Origin of the sequence: Microbispora sp. NBRC 16548, from assembly GCF_030268985.1 — a bacterium.
Taxonomy (GTDB): domain Bacteria; phylum Actinomycetota; class Actinomycetes; order Streptosporangiales; family Streptosporangiaceae; genus Microbispora; species Microbispora catharanthi.
In genome coordinates this window covers 271,622-296,736 of record NZ_BSSF01000005.1, presented here as the reverse complement: position 1 = coordinate 296,736, position 25,115 = coordinate 271,622, and the positions used below count along the sequence as shown (strand labels likewise).

Here is a 25,115-nt window from a genome sequence, read left to right as displayed (position 1 = left end):
GACGGGCATGACCCAGGTGACGGCGGCCCGTGCGGGCCGGGGCCGACGCGCCCCGGCCCGTCCGGGCACCCTGCGCGCGCTGGCCGGGATGGGCTACGCGGCGCCCACCGCCGTGATCGTCCTCACCCTGTTCCTCGCCCCGCTCGTGCTGGTCGTCGTGATGTCGCTGCACAAGTGGCCGCTGCTCGGGGCACCCACGATCAACGCTCCGGCGAACTACACGAAGATCGCCGACGACCCGCTGTTCCCCGGCGCCGTGGTCTTCACGCTGAAGTACACCGCGATCACCACGGTGCTGCTGTCGGCGCTGGCCCTCGGCCTCGCGCTGCTCGTGCAGGAGCGCCGGCCCGGCGTCGGCTTCTTCCGCACCGCGTTCTTCCTGCCCGGCGCGGTCGGGTTCGCCGCGGCGGCGCTGCTGTTCTACGGCATGCTCAACAACGACGTCGGCCCGTTCGGGTTCCTCGGCGTGAAGTGGACCGGCACGCCGAACATGGCCCTGACCTCCACGATCATGCTGGTGCTGTGGCGCTTCGCCGGATTCAACATGCTGATCCTGCTGACCGGCCTGCAGTCCATCCCGGTCGAGGTCTACGAGGCGGCCAGGTCCGACGGCGCGTCCCGGTTGCAGGTGTTCACCAGGATCACGCTGCCGCTGCTGCGCCCCACCCTCGCGCTGATGCTGATCCTCAGCATCACCGGGTCGCTGCTCGCCTTCGACCAGTTCTTCATCTTCACCAACGGCGGGCCCGACAACAGCACGGTCTCGATGGTGATGGTGATCTACCGCAACGCGTTCTTCAAGTTCGACCTGGGCGGCGCCGCCGCGATCTCCGTCGTGGTGCTGGCCGTCCTGGTCGCGCTCAACACCCTCCAGCTGAAGGTCCTGAGATGAGGTACTACTCGTCCCGGTCGGCGCTGGCCGTGCTGTTCCTGTTCCCGCTGCTGTGGAGCGGCTGGTCCTCGCTGCGGGGACAGGACGGCGGCTACACGCTCGGCAACTACGCGCAGATGGCGCGGTTCGGCGAGGGCCTGCCGCGCTACTTCGGCAACAGCCTGCTGGTGTCCGTGCTCACGGTCGCCGGCACCGTCGTCGTCTCGGCGCTCGGCGGCTACGCGTTCGCCCGGTTCCGCTTCCCGGGCAAGAACCTGCTCTTCCTGGCCACGCTCGCGATCCTCATGGTGCCGTACGCCACCATCCTCATCCCGCTGTACGTCCTGCTCGGGTACGTCGGGCTGCAGAACTCCCTGGTCGGGCTGGCCCTGGTCTTCGTGATGTTCCAGCTTCCTTTCGCCACCTACATGATGCGCAACTCCTTCGAGGCCGTCCCGAAGGAGCTGGAGGAGGCGGCGATGGTCGACGGCTGCGGCTCGCTGCGCGCGCTGATCGGCATCCTGCTGCCCGCCGTGCGGCCCGGCCTGATCACCGTCGGCCTGTTCGCGTTCCTCGCCTCGTGGAACGACTTCTTCGCGCCGTTGATCCTGCTCAACGACGGATCGAGCTTCCCGCTGCCGGTCGCGGTCGTCAGCATGACGCAGAAGACCTTCGGCGCGATCGACTACGGCATGTTGCAGGCCGGCGTCATGGTCATGGCGGTGCCCTGCCTGCTGCTCTTCCTCGTCCTGCAGCGCTACTACGTCCGCGGATTCATGTCAGGAGCCTTGCGTGGTTAGTCCCGTCGTCCCCTCCTCCGGCGCCCTCAGCCCCCTCGGCCTGCCGGACGTCCGCCTGCTCCCCGGGTTCTGGGGATCGCAGCGGACCCAGACGATCATCGACCACTGCTACACGTGGATGGAGCGGGTGGGGTGGATCGGCAACTTCGCGGGCGGGCCGCGGCGCGGACGCGAGTTCAGCGACTCCGAGGTCTACAAGCTGATGGAGGCGATGGCCTGGGCGGGCGATCCCCGCATCGAGGAGCTGACCCGCGTCGTCGCCGCCGCGCAGGAGCCCGACGGCTATCTCAACACCAAGTGGCCCGGCGCGCGGTACAGCGACCTGGAGTGGGGCCACGAGCTGTACTGCTACGGCCACCTGTTCCAGGCCGGGATCGCCCGTAAGCGCACGTACGGCGCGGACGAGCTGTGGGACGTGGTCCGCCGCGCCGCCGACCACGTCTGCGCGACGTTCATGGAGGGCACGGGCGTCTGCGGGCACCCGGAGATCGAGATGGCGCTGGTCGAGCTCTACCGCGAGACCGGCGCGGAGCGCTACCTGGAGATGGCCCGCCGGTTCGTCGAACGGCGCGGGCTGCCGGCGCTCGCCGACATCGAGTTCGGCCGCGCCTACTACCAGGACGACCTGCCCGTACGGCAGGCCGAGGTGTTCCGCGGGCATGCCGTACGCGCGCTCTACCTGGCCTGCGGGGTCGTGGACCTGGCCGTGGAGACGGGCGACAAGGAACTGCTGGAGATTGTCGAACGGCAGTGGGAGCGTACGGTCGCCAGGCGCACCTACCTGACCGGCGGCATGGGCTCGCGGCACGCGGGGGAGGCGTTCGGCGACGACTACGAGCTGCCGCCCGACCGCGCCTACAACGAGACCTGCGCCGGGGTGGCGTCGGTCATGCTGGCCCACCGCCTGCTGCTGGCGACCGGCGACCCCCGCTACGCCGACCTGGCCGAGCGCACGCTCTACAACGTCGTGGCCGCCGGGCCCGCGCTCGACGGGAAGTCGTTCTTCTACGCCAACCCCCTCCAGGTGCGGGTGCCGGGGGAGAAGATCGAGGGGGTCAGCCCGCGTGCGGAGGGCGGGCTGCGCGCCCCCTGGCGCGAGGTGTCATGCTGCCCCAACAACATCGCCCGCACCTTCGCCTCCCTGCCCGCCTACCTCGCGACCGCCGACGAGCGGGGAATCCAGATCCAGCACATCACGCCGTCGGTCATCGGCCACGACGGCCTGCGCGTCCGGGTCTCCACCGGTTATCCCTGGTCGGGAGCGGTGACGCTGATCGTCGAGGAGGCTCCGGCGGACCCGCGCCGGATCACGGTGCGCGTCCCGGGCTGGGCGGGCGGCGGGGTGCACGAGTGGGAACGTTCCTGGCGGCAGGGGGAGGAGGTCCGTCTCGACATCCCGATGGGCCCGCACTGGGTCCGCGCCGATCCCCGCGTTGACGCCGTGCGCGGGTGCGTGGCGGTCGAGCGCGGCCCGCTGGTCTACTGCGCGGAGTCGCCCGGGGACGCGCCGCTGCTGTCGCAGGTCGAGGTCAGCACCGCCACGCCGCCGGTGGAGCGCGGGCCGTCCCTGGAGGTCGCCGCCCGCCACGTCGTCGCCGAGGACGACGGCTGGCCGTACGGGGAGGCCCGCACGGAGCGGGGAGAGCCGATGGTGCTGTGGCTCGTGCCCTACCACCGCTGGGGCAACCGTGGGCCGGCGACGATGCGGGTCTGGCTGCCGGAGGCCCGCTGAAAGGTTTATCCGAAAACCTTTTCTTAACTAATTCGAATAAGCCGGTGCGGTAATTCTTCGTGGAATTCAGTCGCCGGGGTGGCGGGGGAGCGGGCCGGTCGACTCCCGCACCACCAGCCGCCCCGGCTGCCGGACGACGCCGGCTGTGCGGTGCCCGTCGAGCGCGGCCGACAGGTGCTCGACCGCCGCCGCGCCGAGCTGCTCCAGGTTGAGGTCGATGGTCGTCAGCGGCGGGCGGCAGTCGGCCGCCAGCGCCTCCCAGTTGTCGTAGCCCACCACCGCGACGTCGTCGGGGATGCGCCGTCCCAGGGCGGCCAGGGCCTCGCAGGCGCCGTCGGCGATCTGGTCGTTGCCGCAGAAGATCGCATCCACCTCGGGGGCCGCGGTGATCAGCATCCGGGTGGCGTGACGGCCCCACCGGCGCGACCACTCGCCGAAGAACGGCTCGCCGCCGGCCAGGCCGAGGCCCGCCTCGTCCAGCACCGTCTGCAGGGCCCCGGCCCGGTCGCGGGCGGCCCGGTAGGACTCGGGGCCGGTGATGTGGGCGATGCGGCGGCGGCGCAGCGCGATCAGGTGGGCGGCGGCCAGCCGGGCCCCGCCCCGGTCGTCGGCGAGGATGGACAGGTCGGCGGAGTCGCTGGACTCGCCGTACACGTAGACCACCGGCACGGGGATGTCCCGGGTGAGGGACGGCCGCACGTCGTTGCTCTCGCCCAGGATGACGAACCCGTCGACCTGCCGGGCCAGCAGCGTGCGGATGTAGTGCTGGCGCCGGATGACGTCGCCGCGCGCGTCGCAGAGCACGACGGACATCTCCTCGTTGCCCAGCGCGTTCTCCACCCCGAGCAGCACGGGCATGGAGAAGCGCCCGCCGAGCTCGTCGGTGAGCAGCCCGATGGTGCGGGTGCGGCCGGAGATCAGCCCCTGGGCGAGCGCGTTGGGGCGGAAGGACAGCTCGGCCGCGGCCCGCCGCACCCGGGCCCGGGTCTCCTCTGCGACCTCGGCCCGGTTGTTCAGGGCCTTGGAAGCCGTCGCCACCGAGACCCCGGCCCGGGCGGCGACGTCGGTGAGCGTCACCATTCCGGAACGACGTCGGCCCACCGAAATCCTTTCGAAAGACATTTCAAGAAAGGCGCCGCGAGAAGGCGCCGGTACGCCCCGACCATATGCGGGCGAGCGTGTCGCCATCAATGCCGCATCCGCACTGAGCTCGTTACCGAAAGTTAACGTTGCCGAAAACCTTTTCGGGGTCGATCGTGGGCTCAAGCGCGGCATCCGCCCCCGCGGATGACCGTCCCCCCACCACCCCCGAAGGAGGTGACGTGATGCCGGCGTTCACCCGCTCCCGGTTCAGATCCCTGACCGCGGCGGTGGTGCTCTGCCTCGTCATCGGCGCCCTCATGGTCCCGAGGCAGGACGCCTCCGCCGCCCAGACCATCGGCTATCCCACGTTCACCGGTCCCGCCATCCCCACGCCGCCCGTCGGCTACAGCACGGGGAACATGCTGCGGGCCGTCTACGACTCCGAGAGCTCCGGCACCGACTTCTGGATCGACCGGCTGCTCAGCCGCACCGGCGGAAGCGACCCCTCCGACGCCGACGGCGGCATCCTCATGACGCGCGGCCGGGCCCTGTTCATGAAGACCCACACCCCCGGCACGCTCGGCTTCGCCGGCAAGGTCGCCTACATCGAGAGCATCAACGACCAGAGCGCCTTCACCGTCGCCGTCACGCCGGGCACGTTCACCGAGCAGACCGCCCAGCGCAAGCAGGCCCCCAGCTACTGGAAGAGCGTCCACACCAGCGGCGACGTCCGGATCGAGCAGACGAAGTTCATCACCCAGAACAACGTCGCCGTGGCCGACCTGGCGATCACCAACGGCGGGAGCGCCTCCACCACCCTGCAGGTGCGCGCCACCTCGCCGTACGCCACCTCGGGCAGCGGGAACGAGCTGACCGGCACTGTGAACGCCTTCAACAACCTCACGACGATCCGCCCGCGGCTGTCGGGCGACGGGTTCGCCGTCTCCAGCGGGGGGCTGAACCGCTCGGTGACGGTCGCGGCCGGCGCCACGGTCACCGTCAAGCTCGTCATGGGCTTCGTCACCGACGAGATCCCCGAGTCGCTGAGCGAATACAACGCCTACAAGGGCTACGACGCCGCCACCGCGTTCGCCACGCACGTGCGGGCCTACAACCGGTGGTGGGCGGACAACATCCCCTACTTCGACTCGCCCGAGCCGGCGATCACGAAGAACTACTACTACCGCTGGTGGCTGATGCGGTTCAACAACCTCGACGCGAACCTGCCCGGCCAGACCTACCAGTTCCCGACCTCCGTCGAGGGCGCGCTCGGCTACAACAACGCCATCGTGCTCACCCAGCCGATGCACATCGACGACCTGAAGTATCTGCGCACCCCGCTCTACGCGTACGGCGACTGGCTGTCGGCGGGCCAGGTGTCCAAGGGCGGCCGGTTCCTCGACAACCCGGGCGACCCGGCCAACTGGTCCAACAGCTACACCCAGTACATCGGTGAGGCGGCCTGGCGCAGCTACCAGATCCACGGCGGGCCGCCCGCCGTCGCGGCCAACCTCGCGAAGTACGCCGAGGGCGACGCCAAGGGCCAGCTCTCCTACTACGACCACGACGGCAACGGGCTGATCGAGTACGACTGGGGCGCCCTCACCGGCAACGACGCCGACGCCGTGTCGTTCCACTGGCGCAGCGGCAACCTCGACCGCACCGAGTCGGCGTACGTCTACAGCGGGGCCCTCGCCGCCGCCAAGGCGTACGACGTGATCGGCAACGCGACGAAGGCGGCCGAGATGCGCGCGCTCGCCACCCGCGTGCAGAACGCCGTGGTCAACGTGCTGTGGGACCCGGCCAACCGGGTGCTGGAGCACCGCCACGTGGCGACCAACACGCTCGACCCGTGGAAGGAAATCAACAACTTCTACCCGTACGCCGTGGGCCTGATGCCGAACACGGCGACTTACCGGGAGGCGCTGCGGCTGTTCGCCGACCCGGCCGAGTATCCGGTCTTCCCCTTCTACACGGCCAACCAGAAGGACAAGGCGGCCGCGGCGGCGGCCGGCAACCCCGGCAGCAACAACTTCTCCACGATCAACTCGACCGTGCAGTTCCGGCTGTTCTCCTCGGCCATCCGCAACTACCCGACCTCCTACATCACGAAGGACGACTACAAGAAGCTGCTCTACTGGAACGCCTGGGCGCAGTACGTCGGCGGCGACACCCGCTGGCCCGACGCCAACGAGTTCTGGGCGAACTGGAACGGCTCGTCGATCACCTACCGGTCGTGGATCCACCACAACATCCTCGGCAGCTCCAACTGGACGCTGATCGAGGACGTGGCCGGACTGCGCCCGCGCGACGACGCCAAGGTGGAGCTGTCGCCCATCGACATCGGCTGGGACCACTTCGCCGTCAACGACATCCGCTACCGCGACGCCGACCTGTCGATCGTCTGGGACGACCCGTCCGACGGCGTCACCCGCTACGCCGGGGTGCCGCAGGGATACTCGATCTACGTCAACGGCGCCCGGGCCGTCACCGTGGACCGGCTCGCGCCGTTCGTGTGGGACCCCGCGACCGGGTCGGTCACCTTCACCGGGGGCGCCGGCGGGACCGTCTCCTACAACCAGGCGGTCGCCGGGATGAAGGCGCCGCAGCAGGTCGTCCACACCGACGCGCGGGTGGTCGACGAGCTGGCCAAGGCCGGAGCCGACATCACCGCGAACCTCACCGACCTGGCCCAGGGCGCCACCGTGTCGGCGTCCTACACCGGCTCGGGCACCACCACGGCCTCCGCGGTGGACGGGTTCCCGATCAACGAGCCGTTCTGGGGCGCGGGCGGCTCGCCCAACGCCCAGGACTGGTACGAGGTGAACTTCGGCAGCGCCAAGACGTTCGACGAGGTCAGGCTCTACTTCAAGGACAGCCGCCCGGCGAGCACGGCCTACCGGCCGCCGTCGGCCTACCAGATCCAGTATCTCGACGGGAGCACCTGGACCACCGTGAGCGGCCAGGCGAAGACGCCCGCCACCCCGCAGGGCAACTACAACCTGGTCAGATTCAGCCCGGTGACGGCGCAGCGAGTCCGCGTGCTGATGACCAACCCGTCCGGGGCCAAGAGCGGGCTCACCGAGATCAAGATCTACAACCGCGGCGGCACCAACCCGCCGCCGGTCACCAACCTGGCGCAGTCGGCGACGCCCTCGGCGTCGTACACCTCGTCGTGGGAGTCGGTCGCCGCGATCAACGACGGGATCGACCCGCCGTCGTCCAACGACACCGTCAACCCGCGCTGGGGCACCTGGCCCAACCAGGGTGAGCAGTGGGCGGCCCTCACCTGGCCGTCGGCGGTGACGGCCGGCCGGGCGCAGGTCTACTTCTTCGACGACGACCAGGGCATCGACCTGCCGGCGTCGTGGAAGCTCCAGTACTGGAACGGCAGCGCCTACGTGGACGTCGCCGGGGCGAGCGGCTACCCCGTCGCGGCCAACCAGTACAACACCGTGACCTTCACCCCCGTGAGCACCACCCGCCTGCGGGTGCTGCTGCAGAGCGCCTCCGGCTACTCCGTCGGGCTGCTCGAAGTCAAGGCGTACGGCTCGTAACGCGTCAGGCGGGGGAGGCGAGCGGCCTCCCCCGCACCCCCCACTCCGACGGAAGACGAGACAGCCATGCCAGAACCCCCCAGAAGCGTGTCCCGCAGAACCCTGCTCGTGGCCGGCGCGGCCGGGCTCGCCGCCGGCGCGCTCGGCGCCCCCGGGACCGCCCGCCCCGCCGCGGCGGCCCCCTCGTTCATGGTGCCCCGTCCCGACATCGGCGTCGCCGCCCACGCGTTCCCGCTCACGGCCGTGCGCCTGCTGGGCGGGCCGTTCGCGGCCAACGCCGGGCGCACGCACAGCTATCTGTCGTTCCTCGACCCCGACCGCATGCTGCACACCTTCCGGCGCAACGTCGGACTCGCGTCGGCCGCCACGCCCTGCGGCGGCTGGGAGTCGCCGACCACCGAGCTACGCGGCCACTCCACCGGGCACCTGCTGTCCGCGCTGTCCCAGGCGTACGCCTCGACCGGCACGGCGGCGTTCACGACCAAGAGCGACTACCTGGTGGCCGAGCTGGCCAAATGCCAGGCCCGCGCGACCGCCGCCGGGTTCACCGCCGGTTACCTGTCGGCCTTCCCCGAGAGCTTCATCGACCGCGTCGAGGCGCGCCAGCAGGTCTGGGCCCCCTACTACACGCTCCACAAGATCATGGCGGGGCTGCTCGACGCGCACCTGCTCACCGGCAACGCCCAGGCGCTGACCGTCCTGCTCGGCATGGCCGCCTGGGTGAAGCTGCGCTGCGACCGGCTCAGCTACAGCCAGCGGCAGAACATGCTCGACACCGAGTTCGGCGGCATGAACGAGGTGCTGGTCAACCTCTACCAGCTCACCGGCGACCCCGTCCACCTCACCACCGCGCAGTACTTCGACCACGCCGAGGTCTTCGACCCGCTCGCCGCCGGGACCGACGCGCTGAACGGCTACCACGCCAACACCCAGATCCCCAAGGTGATCGGGGCGATCCGGGAGTACCACGCGACCGGCACCACCCGCTACCGCGACATCGCCGTCGCGTTCTGGGACATCGTCACCCGCCACCACACGTACGCCATCGGCGGCAACTCCAACGGCGAGTACTTCAAGGCGCCCGACCGGATCGCGAGCGAGCTGTCCGACACCACCTGCGAGTGCTGCAACTCCTACAACATGCTCAAGCTCACCCGGCAGTTGTTCCTCACCGACCCGTCGCGGGCCGATCTGATGGACTTCTACGAAAGGGCGCTCTACAACCACGTCCTGGCCTCGCAGGACCCGAACTCGGCGCACGGGTTCCAGTGCTACTACGTGCCGCTGTGGCCGGGCGGCCTCAAGACCTACAGCAACGACTACGACAGTTTCGTCTGCTGTCACGGCACCGGGATGGAGAGCAACACCAAGTATGGCGACAGCGTCTACTTCCACTCCGGCGACACCCTGTACGTCAACCTCTTCATCCCCTCGGAGCTGACCTGGGCCGAGCGCGGGCTGACGATCAGGCAGGAGACGACGTTCCCGGAGGCCCCCTCGACCCGGCTCACGGTCACCGGCTCCGGGGCCGCCACCTTCCGGATCCGCATCCCGTCCTGGACCTCCGGGGCCCAGATCCGGGTCAACGGCGCGGTGCAGGCGCTGACCCTCACCCCCGGCACGTACGCCGCGCTCACCCGCACCTGGAGCAGCGGGGACGTGGTCGACGTCAGCCTGCCCACCCCGCTGACGCGGGAATCCGCGCCGGACGACGCGACCGTGCAGGCGGTCAGGGTCGGGCCGATCGTGCTCGCCGGTGGGTACGGCACCGCGAACCTCGGCGCCCTGCCCACGCTCGACCCCGCCACGATCACGGCGACCTCGACGCCGCTGCGCTACACGGCGACGGCGAGCACCGGGCAGGTGACCCTGCGGCCCTTCCACCAGACGCACGGGGAGCGCTACACCGTCTATTGGAGGGTCGCCGCCGCGCCGCCGCCGTTCGTGGCCCACTACCGCTTCGACGAGACCTCCGGGACGACCGCCGCCGACGCCACCGGCAACGGCCGTACGGCGACGCTGGCGGGCGGCGCGACCTGGACGGCGGGGCGCACGGGCAACGCCGCCGGGCTCGGCGGGAGCGGGCAGCACGTGGCGCTGCCCTCCGGCATCCTCGCGGGTGCGGCGGCCTTCTCCGTCGCGCTCTGGGTGCGGCTGGACGCGGCCGACACCTGGTCGCGGGTCTTCGACTTCGGCACCGGCACCACGGCCTACATGTTCCTGACCCCGCGCAGCTCGGCGGGGACGGCCCGCTTCGCCGTCACCACCACCGGGTCGGGCGGGGAGCAGCGCCTTGACACCCCCGCCGCCCTGCCGGTCGGGACGTGGACCCACGTCGCCGTGACCGCCGCCGGCGGCGCCGCGACGCTGTACGTCGACGGGGCCCAGGCGGCCCGCGCCACCGGGATGACGCTGCGCCCCGCCGACCTCGGCTCCACCACGCGGAACTGGATCGGCCGCTCGCAGTACGCCGGCGACCCCTACCTGCGGGGCGCGGTCGACTCGCTGCGGATCTACAGTCGCGCGCTGAGCGCCGCCGAGATCGCCGATCTCCACTCGACAGGCTTGTAACCCCTCGCGGAAAGGCACTTCATCCATGTCACGACGCTCATGGCGCCGGCGCCTGTCCTCGGTGGCCGCGATCACGGCCGCGCTGGTGCTGGTCCTGACCGGCAACGCGCTGGCCGCCAACCCGGTCATCACCTCCATCTACACGGCCGACCCCGCCGCCCTCGTGGTGGGCGACACGATGTACATCTACTCCGGGCACGACGAGGCGGCCCCCGGCGCGAGCAACTTCTCCATGCGCGACTGGCACGTGCTCTCGTCGACGGACGCCAACACCTGGACCGACAACGGGGCGAAGTTGTCGATCGCCGACTTCTCCTGGGCGGGCGCGGACGCCTGGGCGGGGGAGGTGGAGCCGCGGGGCGGCAAGTACTACTGGTACGTCCCGGTCAACGGCAACGGGCCGGGGTGGATGGACATCGGCGTGGCGGTCGGCGACGGCCCGCTCGGCCCGTTCCACGACGCCAAGGGCGGCCCGCTGATCAGCGACAGCACCCCGAACTCGTCGCCGCTGAACATCGACCCCACCGTGTTCACCGACGACGACGGGCAGGCGTACATCTACTGGGGCGGCTACTGGGGGGTGCGGGCGGCGAAGCTCAAGTCCAACATGATCGAGCTGGACGGCTCGGTCGTCACGCCGCAGGGCCTCACGAACTACTGGGAGGCGCCGTGGATGTTCAAGCGGAACGGCGTCTACTACATGGTCTACGCGGCCAACGACACCAACGGCTGCGTCACCTCGTCCAGCTACGCCTGCCAGCGCTACGCGACCGCGAGCAACCCGCTCGGGCCCTGGACGCAGCGGGGCGTGATCCTCGATCAGGTCAGCTCCACCACGAGCCACGCGGCGGTGGTGGAGTTCAACGGGCAGTGGTACATGGTCTACCACACGGCCGACGCCCCGGGCGGCGGCAACTTCCGCAGGTCCGTCGCGGTGGACAAGCTCTACTTCAACGCCGACGGCACGATCCAGAAGGTGATCCAGACCAGGGGCGGCGGCACTGGCGGTGACAACAAGGCGCTGACCGCGACCGCCTCGACGTCGTACGTGTCCTCCTGGGAGAGCCTCGCGGCGATCAACGACGGCTACACCCCTGCCAGTTCGGCCGACCGGGCCCACGCGGTGTACGGCAACTGGCCGCAGCAGGGCGCCCAGTGGGTGCAGTACGACTGGCCGGCCGCGGTCACCCTCAACCGGGTGCGGGCCTACTGGTTCGACGACAACCAGGGCATCGACCTGCCGGCGTCCTGCTCGGTGCAGTACTGGACCGGGTCGGCCTGGCAGAACGTGCCCGGGGCGAGCGCCTGCGGCGTGGCCGCGAACACCTTCAACACCGTGACGTTCTCTCAGGTCACGACCACGCGGATCCGGCTGAACTTCACCTCGCGCAGCGGCTACTCGACGGGGCTGCTGGAGGTCCAGGCCCTGGCGCCGTGAGCCGGGCGAGCGCCTTCCCTGTCGAGGAAGGCGCTCGCTTGTCACTCACGACCCAGAAGAAGCCGAACGCCTGCCCGCGGCGCGGTCCTCGGCAGGATCGTGCTGTGGGCAGGCGTGGCCGATCAGCGGTGACGCGGGTGCCGCCGGCCCGGTGCAGGGCGGCCGGTCAGCTCCGGTCGATGTACCAGTTACCGCAGTAGCTGCCGAGCGCGTTGCGCGCGCACGCGCGGACCGCGTAGTGCCGCTGCTGATCGGTGTTCCAGTTCATGACGAGGTTGCTGCTGCTGGAGCTGTAGAACGGACCGCACTGCTTCCAGCCGCCGTTCGCCTGCACCTGCTCCGTGGTGGGGAACATGGGCAGGCTGCTGGGCATCCCCTGCAGGCTACGGTCGACCCAGACGGTGTACCCCGAATCGCTCGGCGAGATCTGGGCGTAGCTGTAGTTGAAGGCGCCGCCGTTCATCAGCTTGACGAAGCGTGCGTTTCCCAGGTAAATGTCGGCGCCGCCGACCTCCTTGTAGTAGTCGGGAACCCAGGTCTTGTCGCACTCGCCTGTGGTGGCGTGCGCGGCGGAGATCGGGCCGGCCGTCGTGGCCGCCGCTCCGATGGCCACGGCGAAGAGAACCTTCATGAAGCGCTTCGAGGTCGTGTTCCTGTAAGTCACGGCTGTCCTTTCCATTGACGGATCTACGTGGTCACCGGTCCGATACCGGGCCCGGCGCGATGAGAATGAAGTGGCCATCGGGGAATCAGCTGGGATCGACCCAGAAGGCGTCGCGGTCCAGCAGCCGATCGCGGGTGACGAGTGCTCCGAACTTCCCTCCCGCGCCCGAGTTGTCCGTGTCGAGGACCATGTCCGTGCTGTAGGCGCCGCCGCTCGTCCAGGCGCCCTCCCAGGTGCGCGCCATGGGGTATTCGTCGCATGTCAGTCCAGGTGGACGGGGCGTCGACTCGGGGCAGGCCAGATCCCGGTTCTTCTTGGCCTTCGCCGGGTCGGCAAGCCGGTGAAGGGGGGTGGTGCCGGGGGCTCCCGGAAGCCCACGGGCCTGCGCACGCTTGATGTGCTCCCTGACCGTCGGATAGGCGGACAGCCCGTCGAGCGTGGGGACGAAACTCGGGATGACGCAGCCGGCGCCGCTGAGAATCCTGTCGCAGCGGATGTCCGGCGAAGGGTACGGGCCCTTTTCCGGCGGGAAGACATTGATGATCTCCGTGTCCCCGCCCGGATGCGTCAGCTGCAGCTCGTACGTGGTGTTGACGGTGCGTATCCCGTCGATGGGCACGTTCACGAGATGGGGGACGGACGGGGTCAGGTAGCGGGTGGAGTTCTCGGGCAGTGTGATCGGAGGGCCGAAGTCGCCGGCCGTACAGCCGTAGGAACAACTGACCGCGAGGCGGAAGCTGAGCGCGTCGTCCGGGACCAGTTCTCCCTCGGAGTAGAAGCGGACGATCGCGAAGACATCGGTGAGTTCCAGGCTGTCGTTGAACATGCCGATGAAATGCATGTAGTTGATCATGGTGCGGCCGAGCAGAGCCCTCGTGGTGGTGTCGTAGACGCTGACGGACGCATAGTTGATCAGGCAGGCGGCGAATCGCCTGGTCTTCCACGCGCTCTTCGACTGATCGTCAGGGGGATCGATGCACCAGGCGGGCAGGGGTGGCGGGTCGTCGGCGGCGCTCGTCGAACTCAGGACCGATCTGCCCGGCGGTTGTGTCACCGGCGCGACGCACAGCACCTTCCTCTTGCCTTGACGGGCGAGTGAAGGGAAGCGATCACGGATGTGATCGCAGCCGTTCTCAGTGATCGCCTTGGTGGCGGCGTGCGCGACAGCGTCCCGTGCGGAGGCCGTCATCAGCGCACAAACCAATAGAAGCGGCACTGTCAGAAGCGTGATTTTTCGCATGGGAAGAGTGCTCATGGCGTCCCGTAAGGCAGGAGGGGGGTGGGGGGAAGCGAGGGTTCTGCGAGGAGGTGAATCCGGTCCGGGAACAAGGGCAGGCGACAAAACATCTGAGACGTCGGTATAGGCCGGGTATACGCACTGGTAGAGCCACTACGACGCCTAGCAGGCGATGGGGAGCCGACCCCCGCCACCCCCTGAACGAGCAGACGCTCGCCGACCGGCGGCGGGTGCCAGGCTCCGACCACCCACGACGCGGCGGCGAGTCGATCCACGCCTGCTTTCGCCTATATGACCTCCTGGTTCACCGCACATAAGGTTCCGGAAACGGCGCGCCGCCCGCGGTCTCCGCCCGCCCCCGCGGGAAGGGCGGAACCGGCGGTGCCACCAAGGTTTCGCCGCCCGCTCCATTCGCGCTTAACGAATCCTTGAGCGGAGCCGATCTGTCCTGATTAGCTGTGGTCGCGCATTCGCACGGACCGGCCCGCGCTACCAAAGGGGAACAGACAGGCCATGGTGCAGTTCCGGCTGCTGGGACCGGTCGAAATCACAACGGACACGCATCTGGTGGATGCGGGCCCGCGCAAACAACAGGCGGTTCTCGCCGCGTTACTGGTCGACGTGGGCGTACTCGTCCCCATCGAGAAGATCATCGACCGGGTTTGGGACGAGGCGCCGCCCACGACCGCTCGCGGGGCCGTGCACAGCTACGTCACCCGGCTGCGCCGGGCGCTGAGTGAGGCCGCCGCCGGCGGCGACGCGCCGAGGCTGGAGCATCGCCATGCCGGTTACGTTCTCGGCGCCCGGCCGGAGCAGGTGGATCTGCACCGTTTCCGGCTGCTGCTCGACTGTGCACGGGCGACACGAGGGGACGATCCGCGCAGGGCCGAGCTGCTGCGGGAGGCGCTCGGCCTCTGGCGGGGGGTTCCGCTCACCGGCCTGACCGGGGAGTGGGCGGAGTCCGTGCGCAGGGAGGCGGCCCAGCGGCGCCTCGGCGCGATGCTCGACCTGGCGCGCCTGGAGACGGCAGCGGGCCGAGGCGGGCTCATGATCGAGCGCCTGCGGGAGATACTCGACGAGCATCCCCTGGTCGAGCCGTTGAGCGCCGCACTGATCCGGGCCCTGGCCGCGGTGGGGCGCAACGCGGAGGCCCTGCAGGTCTACGCGGAGACGCGGCGGCGCCTGGCGGAGGAGCTGGGCGCGGATCCGTCCCCCGATCTCCGGCAGGCGTACCGGGACGCCCTCTCTCCGCAGGCCCACACGGCCGGGGCCACGAGCACGGCGGCGCCACGGCGCGGACCGGTCCTGCTGCCCGCGGACGTGATGGGCTTCACCGGGCGGGCAGAGGCCGTGAGCACGCTCGACGAGCTGGCGGTGATGTCCGAACGGGAAGCGACGGCTGTGGTCGTGGCTGTGCTCTCCGGAGTGCCCGGGGTCGGCAAGACCGCCCTCGCAGTGCACTGGGCCCACCGCGCGCGTCATCGTTTCCCGGACGGGCAGCTGTTCGCCGACCTGCGCGGTTTCGATGCCAGCCGGTCGGCCGTCACCAGCGAGCAGGTCGTGCGCGGCTTCCTCGCCGCCCTCGGGGTTCCCGTGCATCGGGTGCCGGTGTCCCCGGACGCCCAGATCGGCCTGTATCGCGATCTCTTGGCAGACAAGCGGATGCTGGTGATCCTCGACAACGCCCACAGCGCCGAACAGGTGCGTCCACTGCTGCCTGGATCGCCTGGGTCCTTCGTCCTGGTGACCAGCCGCAACCGGCTCTCCGGTCTCGTCGCCGGTCATGGTGCCCATCCGCTCGCGGTCGACGTGCTCACCCCTGAAGAGGCGCAGGAGCTGCTGACCCGCAGGATCGGACGCGACCGGGTTTCGGCGGACGCCGGCGCGGTGGACCACCTCATCGCCTCCTGCGCCCGCCTCCCGCTGGCGCTGGTGATCACCGCGGCCCGGGCCGTGACCCGTCCCGCGTTCCCGTTGCGCGCGCTCGCGGACGAGCTCCGGCAGGCCGGGGCGAGCCTGGACGCGTTCCACGACGACGACCCGGCGACCGATGTGCGGTCGGTCTTCGCCTGCTCCTACCGGGCACTCAGCGTTGGAGCGGCGGAAATCTTCCGGCGGATGAGCGCCCACCCCCGGCCGGACTTCGGCTTGGCCGTGGCGGCGAGCGCCGCCGCACTCCCCCCGGAGCAGGCGCGCCGCCTGCTGGCGGAGCTCACCGCGGTCCACCTGCTGGACGAGCACGCGCCGGGCAGGTGGGCGTTCCACGATCTGCTGCACACCTACGCCGTCGAGCTGCACCGGGAGGCCGAGAACGAAGCGGAACGCCGCGAGGTCGCAGGCCGCGTCATCGACCACTACCTGCAGACCGCCTACCGGTCGGCGCTTCTCCTCCATCCGGCGCGCGACCCCATCGCGATCGCCGATCCGCGTCCCGGCGTGACGGTGGCCGCCCCCGCCGACCACGGCGAAGCCCTCGCCTGGTTCACATCGGAGCGGTCCGTCCTGCTCGCGTGCGCCGAGCTCGCCGCCGCGTACGGGTTCGACACGCACACCTGGCAGCTGGCGTGGTCCATGAGCAGTTTCCTGGACCGTACAGGGGCCTGGCGGGACATGATCGCGGTACACGGTCACGCTCTCGCGGCGGCCCGAGGGGACGACCGGGTGCTCGCCCTCAGCCGGCTTGGGATCGCCCTGGCCCACACCCGGCTGGGTGACGCCGACGCGGCCGTCCGGGAGTACGGGCACGCGCTCGAGCACTTCGCGCGGCTGGAAGACCTGACCGGCCAGGCGCACATTCACAGCAACCTCGCGCGGGTCTTCGAGCAGCAGGGCCACCATGTGGAGGCGCTGGACAGCGCCGAACACGCACTCCGGCTCTACCGGGCCGCCGGCCAGCGGCACTGGGAGGCCAGGGCGATCAGCGCGGTCGGCTGGTACCACATCGCCGTCGGAAACCATCGGGAAGCGCTCGAGCACTGCCGGCAGGCTCTGACCTGGCTTCGGGAGGCCGGGGATCGCGACGGGGAATCAGCCACCTGGGACAGCCTGGGCCACGTCCACCATCAGCTCGGGGACTACGACCAAGCCGAGACCTGCTACCGGCGCGCGCTCGCGATGCACCGGCAGGACGGCGACCGCTACAACGAGTCTCTGGTCCTCACCCATATGGGCGACAACCACGAGGCGGCGGGCCGGGAAGCGGACGCCCGCGGCACATGGCGTCTGGCGCTGAACATCCTGACCGATCTGGGCCACCCCGGCGCCGATGACCTCCGGTCGAGACTGGGGCGGTCGGATGGCCCCGCCTGACGCCATGTCGACGAGTTCGGCGAGCCAGGCGGCGGCCCCGGCTCTGCCGGGCCTGTGCGGGGTAGCCGTAGCATCCGGAACCGCGCTGACGGCGGAATATGCTCGTAGCGTAATTTGCTGACGGCGAAATGTGCTCAGGGTGAAATAGGCAGGCCCTTTTCCCGGTTCCGGGACTAATGTCGCCGCACAACCCGATTACCGGAACAGGGAGACCAGATGGACCACCACGCGCGCTCCGGAGACCCCGCCGCAGACCGGTTCGCCTTTGGCGATCTTGGCCGTAAGCTGCTGGAACGGCGCATCGTCGTGCTCGGCCAGGAGGTGGACGACGACATCGCCAACCGGATCTGCTCGCAACTGCTGCTGCTGACCGCGGAGGACTCCACGCGGGACATCAGCCTTTACATCAATTCCCCCGGTGGTTCCGTGTCGGCCGGCCTGGCGATTTACGACGTCATGCAATACGTGCCGAACGACGTCGTCACCGTGGGCATGGGCCTGGCCGCCTCGATGGGACAGTTCCTGCTGTGCGCCGGCGCGCCGGGCAAGCGGTACGCCCTGCCGCACGCGCGCATCATGATGCACCAGCCGCTCGGCGGCATCGGCGGCACGGCGGCCGACATCGCGATCCAGGCCGAGCAGATGCGGCACACGAAGAAGACCCTGGCCGAGCGCATCGCCTTCCACACCGGTCAGCCGCTCGAACGCATCGAGGCGGACTCCGACCGGGACCGGTGGTTCACCGCCGAGGAGGCCAGGGAGTACGGCATCGTCGACCACGTGGTGGCCGGGCTCGGCGCCCTGCGGACGGCACAGTGAGCGCCAGAGTGAGCGCCAGGGTGAGCGGCACGGCGGCGACGAGGTGGATGGCGTTGTGAACGAGCAGGGGAGCGCGCTCAGCCGCAGCGCGTCCCCTTGGCCGGCACCGTCCCCTCCAGCAGGTACGCGTTGACCTTGTCGTCGATGCACTGGTTCTGGCCGTACGCGCCGTGGCCCTCGCCGTTCAGCGTCAGCAGCACGGCGGTGCGCAGCTGGTCGGCCAGCCGCGGCGCCCACTGGTATGGCGTGGCCGGGTCGTTCGTGACGCCGACCACCAGGATGGGATTGGACCCGGTGGCGTCGACGTGCCTGGCGGCGTCGTCCCCGCGCACCGGCCAGACGCTGCACGATCCCGCGCTGATCGCGGTCGAGGCGAAGATCGGGCTCTTCTTCTCCAGCCGCCGGGCCAGCTCCTCGGCCTGGGCGACCGAGGGGCGGTCGGTGCTGTCGACGCACAGCACCGCCGGCAGCGAGAACTGCAGGGTCGAGTAGGTGCCGTTCGGCTGCCGCCCGGCGTACTGGTCGGCCAGCGCGAGCAGGCCGTCGAGCTTGCCCTTCCTGCCTTCGTCCAGCGCCTCGGTGAGCAGCGGCCAGGTGTACTTGCTGTAGAGGGCCTGGGTGATGCCCGCCCTGGCGATGTCCTCGGTGACCGTGCGCGAGCCGACCTTCCCCGGCGTGCGGGCCACGGTGTCGAGGAGCTTCAGCACGGTGGCGTTCGCGGCGGCGGCGTCGGCGCCGAGCGGGCAACTCGTCCGCGTCTTGGTGCAGTCGGCCAGGTAGTCCTCGTACGCCTTCTGGAAGCCGAGGGCCTGCGTCTTGGCCATGTCGAGCATGGTGACCGAGGGGTCGACGGCCGAGTCGAGCACCATCCGCCCCACCTTCTTCGGGTACTGCGTGGCGTACACCGCCCCGAGGTGGGTGCCGTAGGAGAAGCCCAAATAGTTGAGGTGCGGGTCGCCGAGGGCCGCGCGCAGCGACTCCATGTCGCGTGACGCGTTGACGGTGCCGACGTAGGGCAGGATCCAGCCCGCGTTGCGCTCGCACGCCTGGGCGAATCCCTTGACGAGCGTGGTCTCGGTCGCGGCGTTCTCGCTGGGCTCCCTGCTCATGTACTGGTCCATCTGGGGAGCGCTGAGACAGCGGATGCCGCTGCTGCGCTCCACACCGCGCGGGTCGAAGCCGACGAGGTCGTAGCGGCTGTTCAGGGTGGAGAACGCGTGGGCCGCGTTGATGAGCGTCGTGACGCCGGAGCCGCCGGGACCGCCGAAGTTGAAGACCAGGGAGCCGATCCGCCGGCCCTGGTCGGTGGCCCGCAGCCGGACCAGGGCGATGCCGATCTTCTTGCCCTCCGGCTTGGCGTAGTCGAGGGGCACCTGGAGCGTGGCGCACTCGAAGCCGGAGGAGGAGGCCGTCTCCTCGCACGGCTTCCAGGACAGGGAGGGCGTGCCCGACGCGTAGCCGTCCTGGGTGACCCGTGCGCCCCCGCAGCCGGCGGTCGCCGTCATCGCGCCGAGCCCGGCGACCGCCGCCGCCATCACCGGCCAGACCCTGCGCGCCGCCATTCCCCGCGCCGCCCGCATCCGCGCCGCCATTCCCCGCGCCGCCACTCGCGCCGATATCCCTCGCTCCGGAACCCCTCGCGACAACGCTCGCGACACTGACAACCCTCCGTGTTCGACTGTATTCGGAGGGTGTCTCGTTTATATCGCATGCCGTCGCGACCGCACCGCCGACTCACCGGAACTCCGCCTTACCGGACAATGGTCTAAACCATTTCCCCTCTCGTGATGTGGAGCCTTCATGTCGTCCTTGGTGGCAAATTGGTTTATACTAGTTCACCATCGTCGAAAAAATGGCGGTTCTTGGATTGGATTAGACCTCTCTGATGCCATCTACCTGCTTAGACGTCGTATGTGGTGCAGGGTGAGGTTTGGTGCTGCTTTTCCTAGGTACAGTCCGGTTGCGGGCCGCGTCCGCGGTTTTATCGAAGTCGGCGAAGGAGCGTCGCATGCCCAAGTATGTTTACGACTTCACCGAGGGCAACAAGGACCTCAAAGACCTACTCGGTGGCAAGGGTGCCAATCTGGCGGAAATGACGAACATCGGCCTCCCCGTGCCTCCCGGCTTCACGATCACTGCCGAGGCGTGCCGCCACTACCTGGGGCACGGCGGCATGCCCGACGGGCTGGAGGGGGAGATCGCCGAGCACCTCGCCGCCCTCGAGGCCCGGATGGGCAAGCGTCTCGGTCAGGCGGACGACCCGCTGCTGGTCAGCGTGAGGTCGGGGGCCAAGTTCTCGATGCCCGGCATGATGGAGACGGTCCTCAACATCGGCCTCAACGACGACTCCGTCCTCGGGCTGGCCAAGCAGTCGGGCAACGACCGTTTCGCGTGGGACTCCTACCGCCGGCTCATCCAGATGTTCGGCAAGACCGTCCTGGGCATCGACGGCGAGCTGTTCGAGGACGCGATGGACGAGCTCAAGGGCGAGCGGGACGACACCGACCTCGACGCCGCCGACCTCCAGCGGCTGGTCGAGACCTTCAAGGGCATCGTCAGGGAGCGGACGGGCCGCGACTTCCCCGCCGACCCCCGGGAGCAGATGGACCTCGCCGTCAGGGCGGTCTTCGACTCCTGGAACGCCCCGCGCGCGATCCTCTACCGCCGCCAGGAGCGCATCCCCGCCGACCTCGGCACCGCCGTCAACGTCGTCGCCATGGTGTTCGGCAACATGGGCCCGGACTCCGGCACCGGGGTCGCCTTCACCCGTGACCCCGGCTCGGGACGCCAGGGCGTCTACGGCGACTACCTGCGTAACGCCCAGGGCGAGGACGTCGTCGCCGGCATCCGCAACACCGTCCCCCTGCAGGAGCTGGAGACCATCAATCCGGGGGCCTACCGCGAGCTCCTCGACATCATGGCGACGCTGGAGCGGCACTACCGCGACCTGTGCGACATCGAGTTCACGATCGAGCGCGGCAAGCTGTGGATGCTGCAGACCCGGGTCGGCAAGCGCACGGCCGCCGCCGCCTTCTGCATCGCCACCCAGCTCGTGGACGAGGGCCTGATCGACATGGACGAGGCGGTCACCCGGGTCACCGGTGAGCAGCTCGCCCAGCTCATGTTCCCCCGCTTCGCCGCGACGGCCGGCGACCGCAGGCTGACCACCGGCATGAACGCCTCGCCCGGCGCCGCCGCGGGCAGGGCCGTCTTCAGCTCCGAGCGGGCCGTCGAGCTGGCCGGACGGGGCGAGGCGGTCATCCTCGTGCGGCGGGAGACCAACCCCGACGACCTCGCTGGGATGATCGCGGCTCACGGCGTGCTCACCTCCAGGGGCGGCAAGACCTCCCACGCCGCCGTGGTGGCGCGCGGCATGGGCAAGACCTGCGTGTGCGGGGCCGAGGAGCTGGAGGTCGACCCGCACGCCCGCCGGTTCACCGCACCCGGAGGGGTCGTCGTCGACGAGGGCGACGTGATCTCGATCGACGGCGGCAGCGGAGCCGTGTACCTCGGTGAGGTCCCCGTCACCGCCTCGCCGGTCGCGAAGTATTTCGAGGGCGAGCCGGCCGAGGACGAGCTGGTGCGGGCCGTCGACCGGATCATGACCCACGCCGACTCAGTACGCCGCCTCGCCGTACGGGCCAACGCCGACACCCCCGAGGACGCCGCCCGCGCCCGCCGCTACGGCGCCCAGGGCATCGGGCTGTGCCGTACTGAGCACATGTTCCTGGGGGAGCGGCGGCGGCTCGTCGAGGACCTGATCCTGGCCACGACGCCCGAGGCGCGGCAGGCCGCGCTCGACGCGCTCGAACCGCTGCAGACCGGCGACTTCACCGGCATCTTCACGGCCATGCACGGGCTGCCGGTGACGATCCGGCTGATCGACCCGCCGCTGCACGAGTTCCTGCCCGACCTCGTCGACCTGGCCGTGAAGGTGGCCCTGGCGGGGGACAGGGCGGACGACCGGGACCGCCGGCTCCTCGATGCGGTCAAGCGGCTGCACGAGCAGAACCCGATGCTCGGCCTGCGCGGCGTACGGCTCGGCCTGACGATCCCCGGGCTGTTCGCCATGCAGGTGCGTGCCATCGCCACGGCGGCCCGGCGGGTCGGGGGCGCGCGGGCGGAGATCATGATTCCGCTGGTCGGCGCGGTGCAGGAGCTGGAGATCGTCAGGGAGGAGGCGGAGCGTATCCTCGCCGAGGCGGGCGTGGAGGCGGCGATCGGCACGATGATCGAGGTGCCGAGGGCGGCGCTGACGGCCGGGCAGATCGCCGAGGCCGCCGAGTTCTTCTCGTTCGGCACCAACGACCTCACCCAGATGGCCTGGGGCTTCTCCCGCGACGACGTGGAGAGCGCCTTCTTCGGCACGTACCTCGACCTGGGCGTCTTCGGGGTCTCGCCGTTCGAGTCCATCGACCGCGAGGGCGTCGGCCGGCTGATGCGGATCGCGGTCGAGGAGGGCAGGCGGACCCGGCCGGACCTCAAGCTCGGCATCTGCGGCGAGCATGGCGGGGACCCCGACTCGGTGCACTTCTGCCACGAGATCGGCCTCGACTACGTCTCATGCTCGCCGTTCCGCATTCCGGTGGCCCGGCTGGAGGCGGGCCGTGCCGCCCTGACCTGCGCGCAGTCCGACACGCGATGAGTTGAAATTCCCACAAAACATGCGGACTGGTTGTGGAATGGCCAGGCCGGAGTGGGGGCGGTTCACGGCGGTTCACCGGGCCGCGCGACACGGCCCGGTGACCGTTGAAGCCGCACGCGTCGCCACCGCGTCGCTGACCGGGCTGGCCGGCCAGACCGTGCGTATCCAGTTCGAGGCGCCCGGCCTGGCCTCCGCCGGCCTTCTGGAGGCCGGGGTCGACGACGTGACGATCACGAAGACCTGATCCACCGGGGATCACGCCAGCGCCGTGACGCCGGCAAGGGCGACCAGCGTGACAAGGATCGTGGAGAGGGCGCCCAGCGCGACGGCGCGGCGGCCGGTACGCAGGAGCGCGCGCAGGCGGACCGCCGCTCCCATGCCGAACAGCGCGGCGGTGAACAGCAGGGTCTCCGCGGTCTTCAGCGCCGACAGCGACGCGGGCGGCAGGACGCCGAGGCTGCGCAGGGCCGCCATGGCGAGGAAGCCGGCCACGAAGAGGGGCACGACGGGCGGCCTCCTGCCCTCGGTGGGAGCGGCCGTACGGCGGCGCCAGAGCGTGACCCCGGCGATGAGAGGGGCGAGCAGGACCACCCGGGTCAGCTTGACGACCACCGCGGTGGTGAGCGCCGCCCCGCCTACAGCCTGCGCGGTGGCCACGACCTGGGCCACCTCGTGCACGCTCGCGCCGGCCCAGACGCCGAACGCCTCCGGAGACAGGTGCAGGAGGCCCTCGGCCTGCGGCAGGACGGCGATCGCGAGCGAGCCGTACAGGGTCACCAGGGCGACGGCGGTCATGACGTCCTCCTCGTCGCTGTCCGTCACCCCGTCCATGGCCGCGACGGCCGCCGCCCCGCAGATGGAGAAACCGGTCGCGACGAGCAGGGACAGCTCGCGCCCCAGTCCGAGTCTGCGGCCGAGCCACTGTGTGCCGAAGAAGGTCGCGGTGACCGTCACCACGACCGGCAGCAGCACCGGAAGTCCCAGGGCGAGGACGTCGGGAAGGGCGAGCTGCGCGCCGAGGAGGACGATCCCGAGCCGCAGCGGCCCTCTCGCGGCGAACTCGAGCCCGGGACGCAGGGCGGGTGAGGACGGGCCCAGGTTGGTCGTGACGGCGCCGAGGACGAGCGCCGCCATCAGCGGGCTGACGGCGGGGACGAGCGCGTTGACGGCGATGGCCAGGGCGACCCCGGCGGTCGTCACCAGCAGTCCCGGAAGCAGCCTGGAATCAAGCGTGGAACGGGCAGCGGTGGCCCGCGTGAGAGACGGAGGCATGCGGAGATCGTCGCGAAGTCCCATATGCCCCGGTAGCCACCGATTTCGCAGGACCTCATACGGTTGCCGTATGACCCCACGGTGGCCGGATCTGGCCAGCCTCGAACTGCTGCTCCTGGTGGCGGAGCAGGGCAGCCTCGGTAAGGCGGCGAAGCTGCACGGCATCACGCAGGCGTCCGCCAGCCGCAGGCTCGACACGCTGGAGCGGGAGCTGGGGGTGCCGCTGCTGCACCGCTCGACCACGGGCTCGCGCCTCACCCCGCAGGGCCAGGTCGTCGTCGACTGGGCCCGCGCCACTTTGACGGCGGCGAACGACCTGCTCACAGGGGTGCAGGCCCTTCGCGGCCGGCGCGACGCCCGCGTACGGGTGGCCGCGAGCATGACCGTCGCCGAATATCTGATGCCCGGCTGGCTGGTGGCGCTGCGCCGCGTGCTGCCCGACGTCGAAGTGGGGCTGCGCGTGGTCAACTCCGGCGAGGTCTGCCGGATGGCGATGGACGGCGAGATCGACGCGGGCTTCATCGAGTCGCCCGCCGTGCCGCGGGAGCTGACCTCCTGGCCGGTCGCAGAAGACCGGCTCGTCGTCGTGGTGGCCCCGGGCCACGCGTGGGCCCGGCGCGGGGAACCTCTGCGCGGGGAGCCTCTGCGCGGGGAGCCTTCGCGCGGGGAACCACTGAGCCGCGCCGACCTGGCCGCGACGCCGCTGGTGGTGCGCGAGCCCGGCTCGGGCACCCGCCATGCCCTCGACCGTCTCCTGACCGGGCCGGACGTCGCCCCGCCGATCCTGGAGCTGTCCTCCAACGCCGCGGTGAAGGTGGCGGTGGAGACCGGGGTCGCCCCGGCGGTCCTCAGCCGTCTCGCCGTGGCCGCCGAACTACGCGACGGACGCCTGATCGAGGTGCCCGTCGCCGATCTCGACCTGCGCCGGCCGCTGCTCGCGGTGTGGCGGGCCAGGACCCGGCTGACCGGTCCGGCCGCCGAGCTCGTCCGCCTCGCCCGGACCGCCGCTCACGGCTAGTCCCACTCCCAGCGGATGCCGCGCACGCCGGGCCGGGCGCCGGTGTCCACCAGGTGGGCGGCCACCGAGTATCACTCGCGGTCGCTTACCGGGCAAGGG

At 70.3% G+C, this 25,115-nt stretch carries 16 protein-coding genes; 11 read left to right on the top strand and 5 right to left on the bottom strand.

All coding sequences use genetic code 11. From position 1 onward, the window contains the following. Nucleotides 1-7 precede the first annotated feature (7 nt). Genes QSK36_RS15665 through QSK36_RS15655 form a run of 3 tightly spaced genes read left to right on the top strand, consistent with a single transcriptional unit; the run spans nucleotide 8 to nucleotide 3,403 of the window. A complete protein-coding gene (locus QSK36_RS15665) occupies nucleotides 8-892 on the top strand; it encodes a carbohydrate ABC transporter permease (RefSeq protein WP_285782910.1) in 885 nt (294 codons plus the stop codon). Continuing rightward, complete coding sequence (locus QSK36_RS15660; protein ID WP_183539065.1) at nucleotides 889-1,671, top strand: carbohydrate ABC transporter permease; 783 nt, start codon at nucleotides 889-891, stop codon at nucleotides 1,669-1,671. Before QSK36_RS15665 ends, QSK36_RS15660 begins: the two co-directional genes overlap by 4 nt. Continuing rightward, nucleotides 1,664-3,403: a glycoside hydrolase family 127 protein gene (locus tag QSK36_RS15655; RefSeq protein WP_285782909.1), complete on the top strand. Its 1,740-nt coding sequence runs from the start codon at nucleotides 1,664-1,666 to the stop codon at nucleotides 3,401-3,403. Before QSK36_RS15660 ends, QSK36_RS15655 begins: the two co-directional genes overlap by 8 nt. Nucleotides 3,404-3,469: 66 nt before the next feature. Here QSK36_RS15655 and QSK36_RS15650 read toward each other — a convergent pair whose 3' ends face one another. Then, the gene (locus tag QSK36_RS15650; protein ID WP_285782908.1) at nucleotides 3,470-4,504 is read right to left on the bottom strand and encodes a LacI family DNA-binding transcriptional regulator; all 1,035 of its coding nucleotides are present in this window, start codon (nucleotides 4,502-4,504) and stop codon (nucleotides 3,470-3,472) included. Between the two features lie 224 nt (nucleotides 4,505-4,728). Between QSK36_RS15650 and QSK36_RS15645 the strand changes: the two genes are divergently transcribed. The 3 genes from QSK36_RS15645 (at nucleotide 4,729) to QSK36_RS15635 (ending at nucleotide 12,052) form a co-directional block, all read left to right on the top strand. Further along, nucleotides 4,729-8,043 carry a galactose-binding domain-containing protein gene (locus QSK36_RS15645; protein ID WP_285782907.1) on the top strand — a complete coding sequence of 1,105 codons (3,315 nt, stop codon included), beginning with the start codon at nucleotides 4,729-4,731 and terminating at the stop codon, nucleotides 8,041-8,043. An 87-nt stretch (nucleotides 8,044-8,130) separates the two neighbouring features. Beyond that, nucleotides 8,131-10,614, top strand: a complete 2,484-nt coding sequence (locus tag QSK36_RS15640) for a glycoside hydrolase family 127 protein (RefSeq protein WP_285782906.1) — start codon at nucleotides 8,131-8,133, stop codon at nucleotides 10,612-10,614. Between the two features lie 25 nt (nucleotides 10,615-10,639). Beyond that, nucleotides 10,640-12,052: a family 43 glycosylhydrolase gene (locus QSK36_RS15635; protein WP_285782905.1), complete on the top strand. Its 1,413-nt coding sequence runs from the start codon at nucleotides 10,640-10,642 to the stop codon at nucleotides 12,050-12,052. Nucleotides 12,053-12,218: 166 nt separating this feature from the next. On the opposite strand, the gene QSK36_RS15630 is transcribed toward QSK36_RS15635, so the two are convergent. Next, nucleotides 12,219-12,716 carry a hypothetical protein gene (locus QSK36_RS15630; protein WP_182897475.1) on the bottom strand — a complete coding sequence of 166 codons (498 nt, stop codon included), beginning with the start codon at nucleotides 12,714-12,716 and terminating at the stop codon, nucleotides 12,219-12,221. 85 nt (nucleotides 12,717-12,801) lie between these two features. After that, nucleotides 12,802-13,770 carry a NucA/NucB deoxyribonuclease domain-containing protein gene (locus tag QSK36_RS15625; RefSeq protein ID WP_285782904.1) on the bottom strand — a complete coding sequence of 323 codons (969 nt, stop codon included), beginning with the start codon at nucleotides 13,768-13,770 and terminating at the stop codon, nucleotides 12,802-12,804. Between the two features lie 696 nt (nucleotides 13,771-14,466). On the opposite strand from QSK36_RS15625, the gene QSK36_RS15620 reads away from it, so the two are divergent. Next, nucleotides 14,467-17,262 carry an AfsR/SARP family transcriptional regulator gene (locus tag QSK36_RS15620; protein ID WP_285782903.1) on the top strand — a complete coding sequence of 932 codons (2,796 nt, stop codon included), beginning with the start codon at nucleotides 14,467-14,469 and terminating at the stop codon, nucleotides 17,260-17,262. Between the two features lie 216 nt (nucleotides 17,263-17,478). Then, entirely contained in the window at nucleotides 17,479-18,081 is a 603-nt protein-coding gene (locus QSK36_RS15615) for an ATP-dependent Clp protease proteolytic subunit (RefSeq protein WP_183539081.1), read from the top strand. Nucleotides 18,082-18,158: 77 nt separating this feature from the next. Here the strand turns inward: QSK36_RS15615 and QSK36_RS15610 are convergent, their stop codons facing one another. Continuing rightward, nucleotides 18,159-19,688, bottom strand: coding sequence for an alpha/beta hydrolase (locus QSK36_RS15610; RefSeq protein ID WP_285782902.1), 1,530 nt, complete (start codon nucleotides 19,686-19,688; stop codon nucleotides 18,159-18,161). Between the two features lie 401 nt (nucleotides 19,689-20,089). On the opposite strand from QSK36_RS15610, the gene ppdK reads away from it, so the two are divergent. Both ppdK and QSK36_RS15600 read left to right on the top strand, forming a co-directional pair. Continuing rightward, nucleotides 20,090-22,726 (top strand): pyruvate, phosphate dikinase, encoded by a 2,637-nt coding sequence (gene ppdK, locus QSK36_RS15605; protein ID WP_285782901.1) that lies wholly within the window; start codon nucleotides 20,090-20,092, stop codon nucleotides 22,724-22,726. 97 nt (nucleotides 22,727-22,823) lie between these two features. Then, complete coding sequence (locus QSK36_RS15600; protein ID WP_285782900.1) at nucleotides 22,824-22,970, top strand: hypothetical protein; 147 nt, start codon at nucleotides 22,824-22,826, stop codon at nucleotides 22,968-22,970. Between the two features lie 11 nt (nucleotides 22,971-22,981). On the opposite strand, the gene QSK36_RS15595 is transcribed toward QSK36_RS15600, so the two are convergent. Then, complete coding sequence (locus tag QSK36_RS15595) at nucleotides 22,982-23,998, bottom strand: YeiH family protein (protein ID WP_183539087.1); 1,017 nt, start codon at nucleotides 23,996-23,998, stop codon at nucleotides 22,982-22,984. A 70-nt stretch (nucleotides 23,999-24,068) separates the two neighbouring features. Between QSK36_RS15595 and QSK36_RS15590 the strand changes: the two genes are divergently transcribed. Then, nucleotides 24,069-25,016, top strand: a complete 948-nt coding sequence (locus tag QSK36_RS15590) for a LysR family transcriptional regulator (RefSeq protein ID WP_285782899.1) — start codon at nucleotides 24,069-24,071, stop codon at nucleotides 25,014-25,016. Nucleotides 25,017-25,115: the final 99 nt, after the last annotated feature.

Excerpts from the sequence above, each read along its gene's own strand:
- QSK36_RS15665 (WP_285782910.1), top strand. The coding sequence starts at position 8 with ATGACCCAGGTGACGGCGGCCCGTGCGGGCCGGGGCCGACGCGCCCCG.
- QSK36_RS15660 (WP_183539065.1), top strand. The coding sequence starts at position 889 with ATGAGGTACTACTCGTCCCGGTCGGCGCTGGCCGTGCTGTTCCTGTTC.
- QSK36_RS15590 (WP_285782899.1), top strand. The coding sequence starts at position 24,069 with ATGACCCCACGGTGGCCGGATCTGGCCAGCCTCGAACTGCTGCTCCTG.
- QSK36_RS15620 (WP_285782903.1), top strand. The coding sequence starts at position 14,467 with ATGGTGCAGTTCCGGCTGCTGGGACCGGTCGAAATCACAACGGACACG.
- ppdK (WP_285782901.1), top strand. The coding sequence starts at position 20,090 with ATGCCCAAGTATGTTTACGACTTCACCGAGGGCAACAAGGACCTCAAA.
- QSK36_RS15635 (WP_285782905.1), top strand. The coding sequence starts at position 10,640 with ATGTCACGACGCTCATGGCGCCGGCGCCTGTCCTCGGTGGCCGCGATC.
- QSK36_RS15645 (WP_285782907.1), top strand. The coding sequence starts at position 4,729 with ATGCCGGCGTTCACCCGCTCCCGGTTCAGATCCCTGACCGCGGCGGTG.
- QSK36_RS15595 (WP_183539087.1), bottom strand. The coding sequence starts at position 23,998 with ATGCCTCCGTCTCTCACGCGGGCCACCGCTGCCCGTTCCACGCTTGAT.
- QSK36_RS15615 (WP_183539081.1), top strand. The coding sequence starts at position 17,479 with ATGGACCACCACGCGCGCTCCGGAGACCCCGCCGCAGACCGGTTCGCC.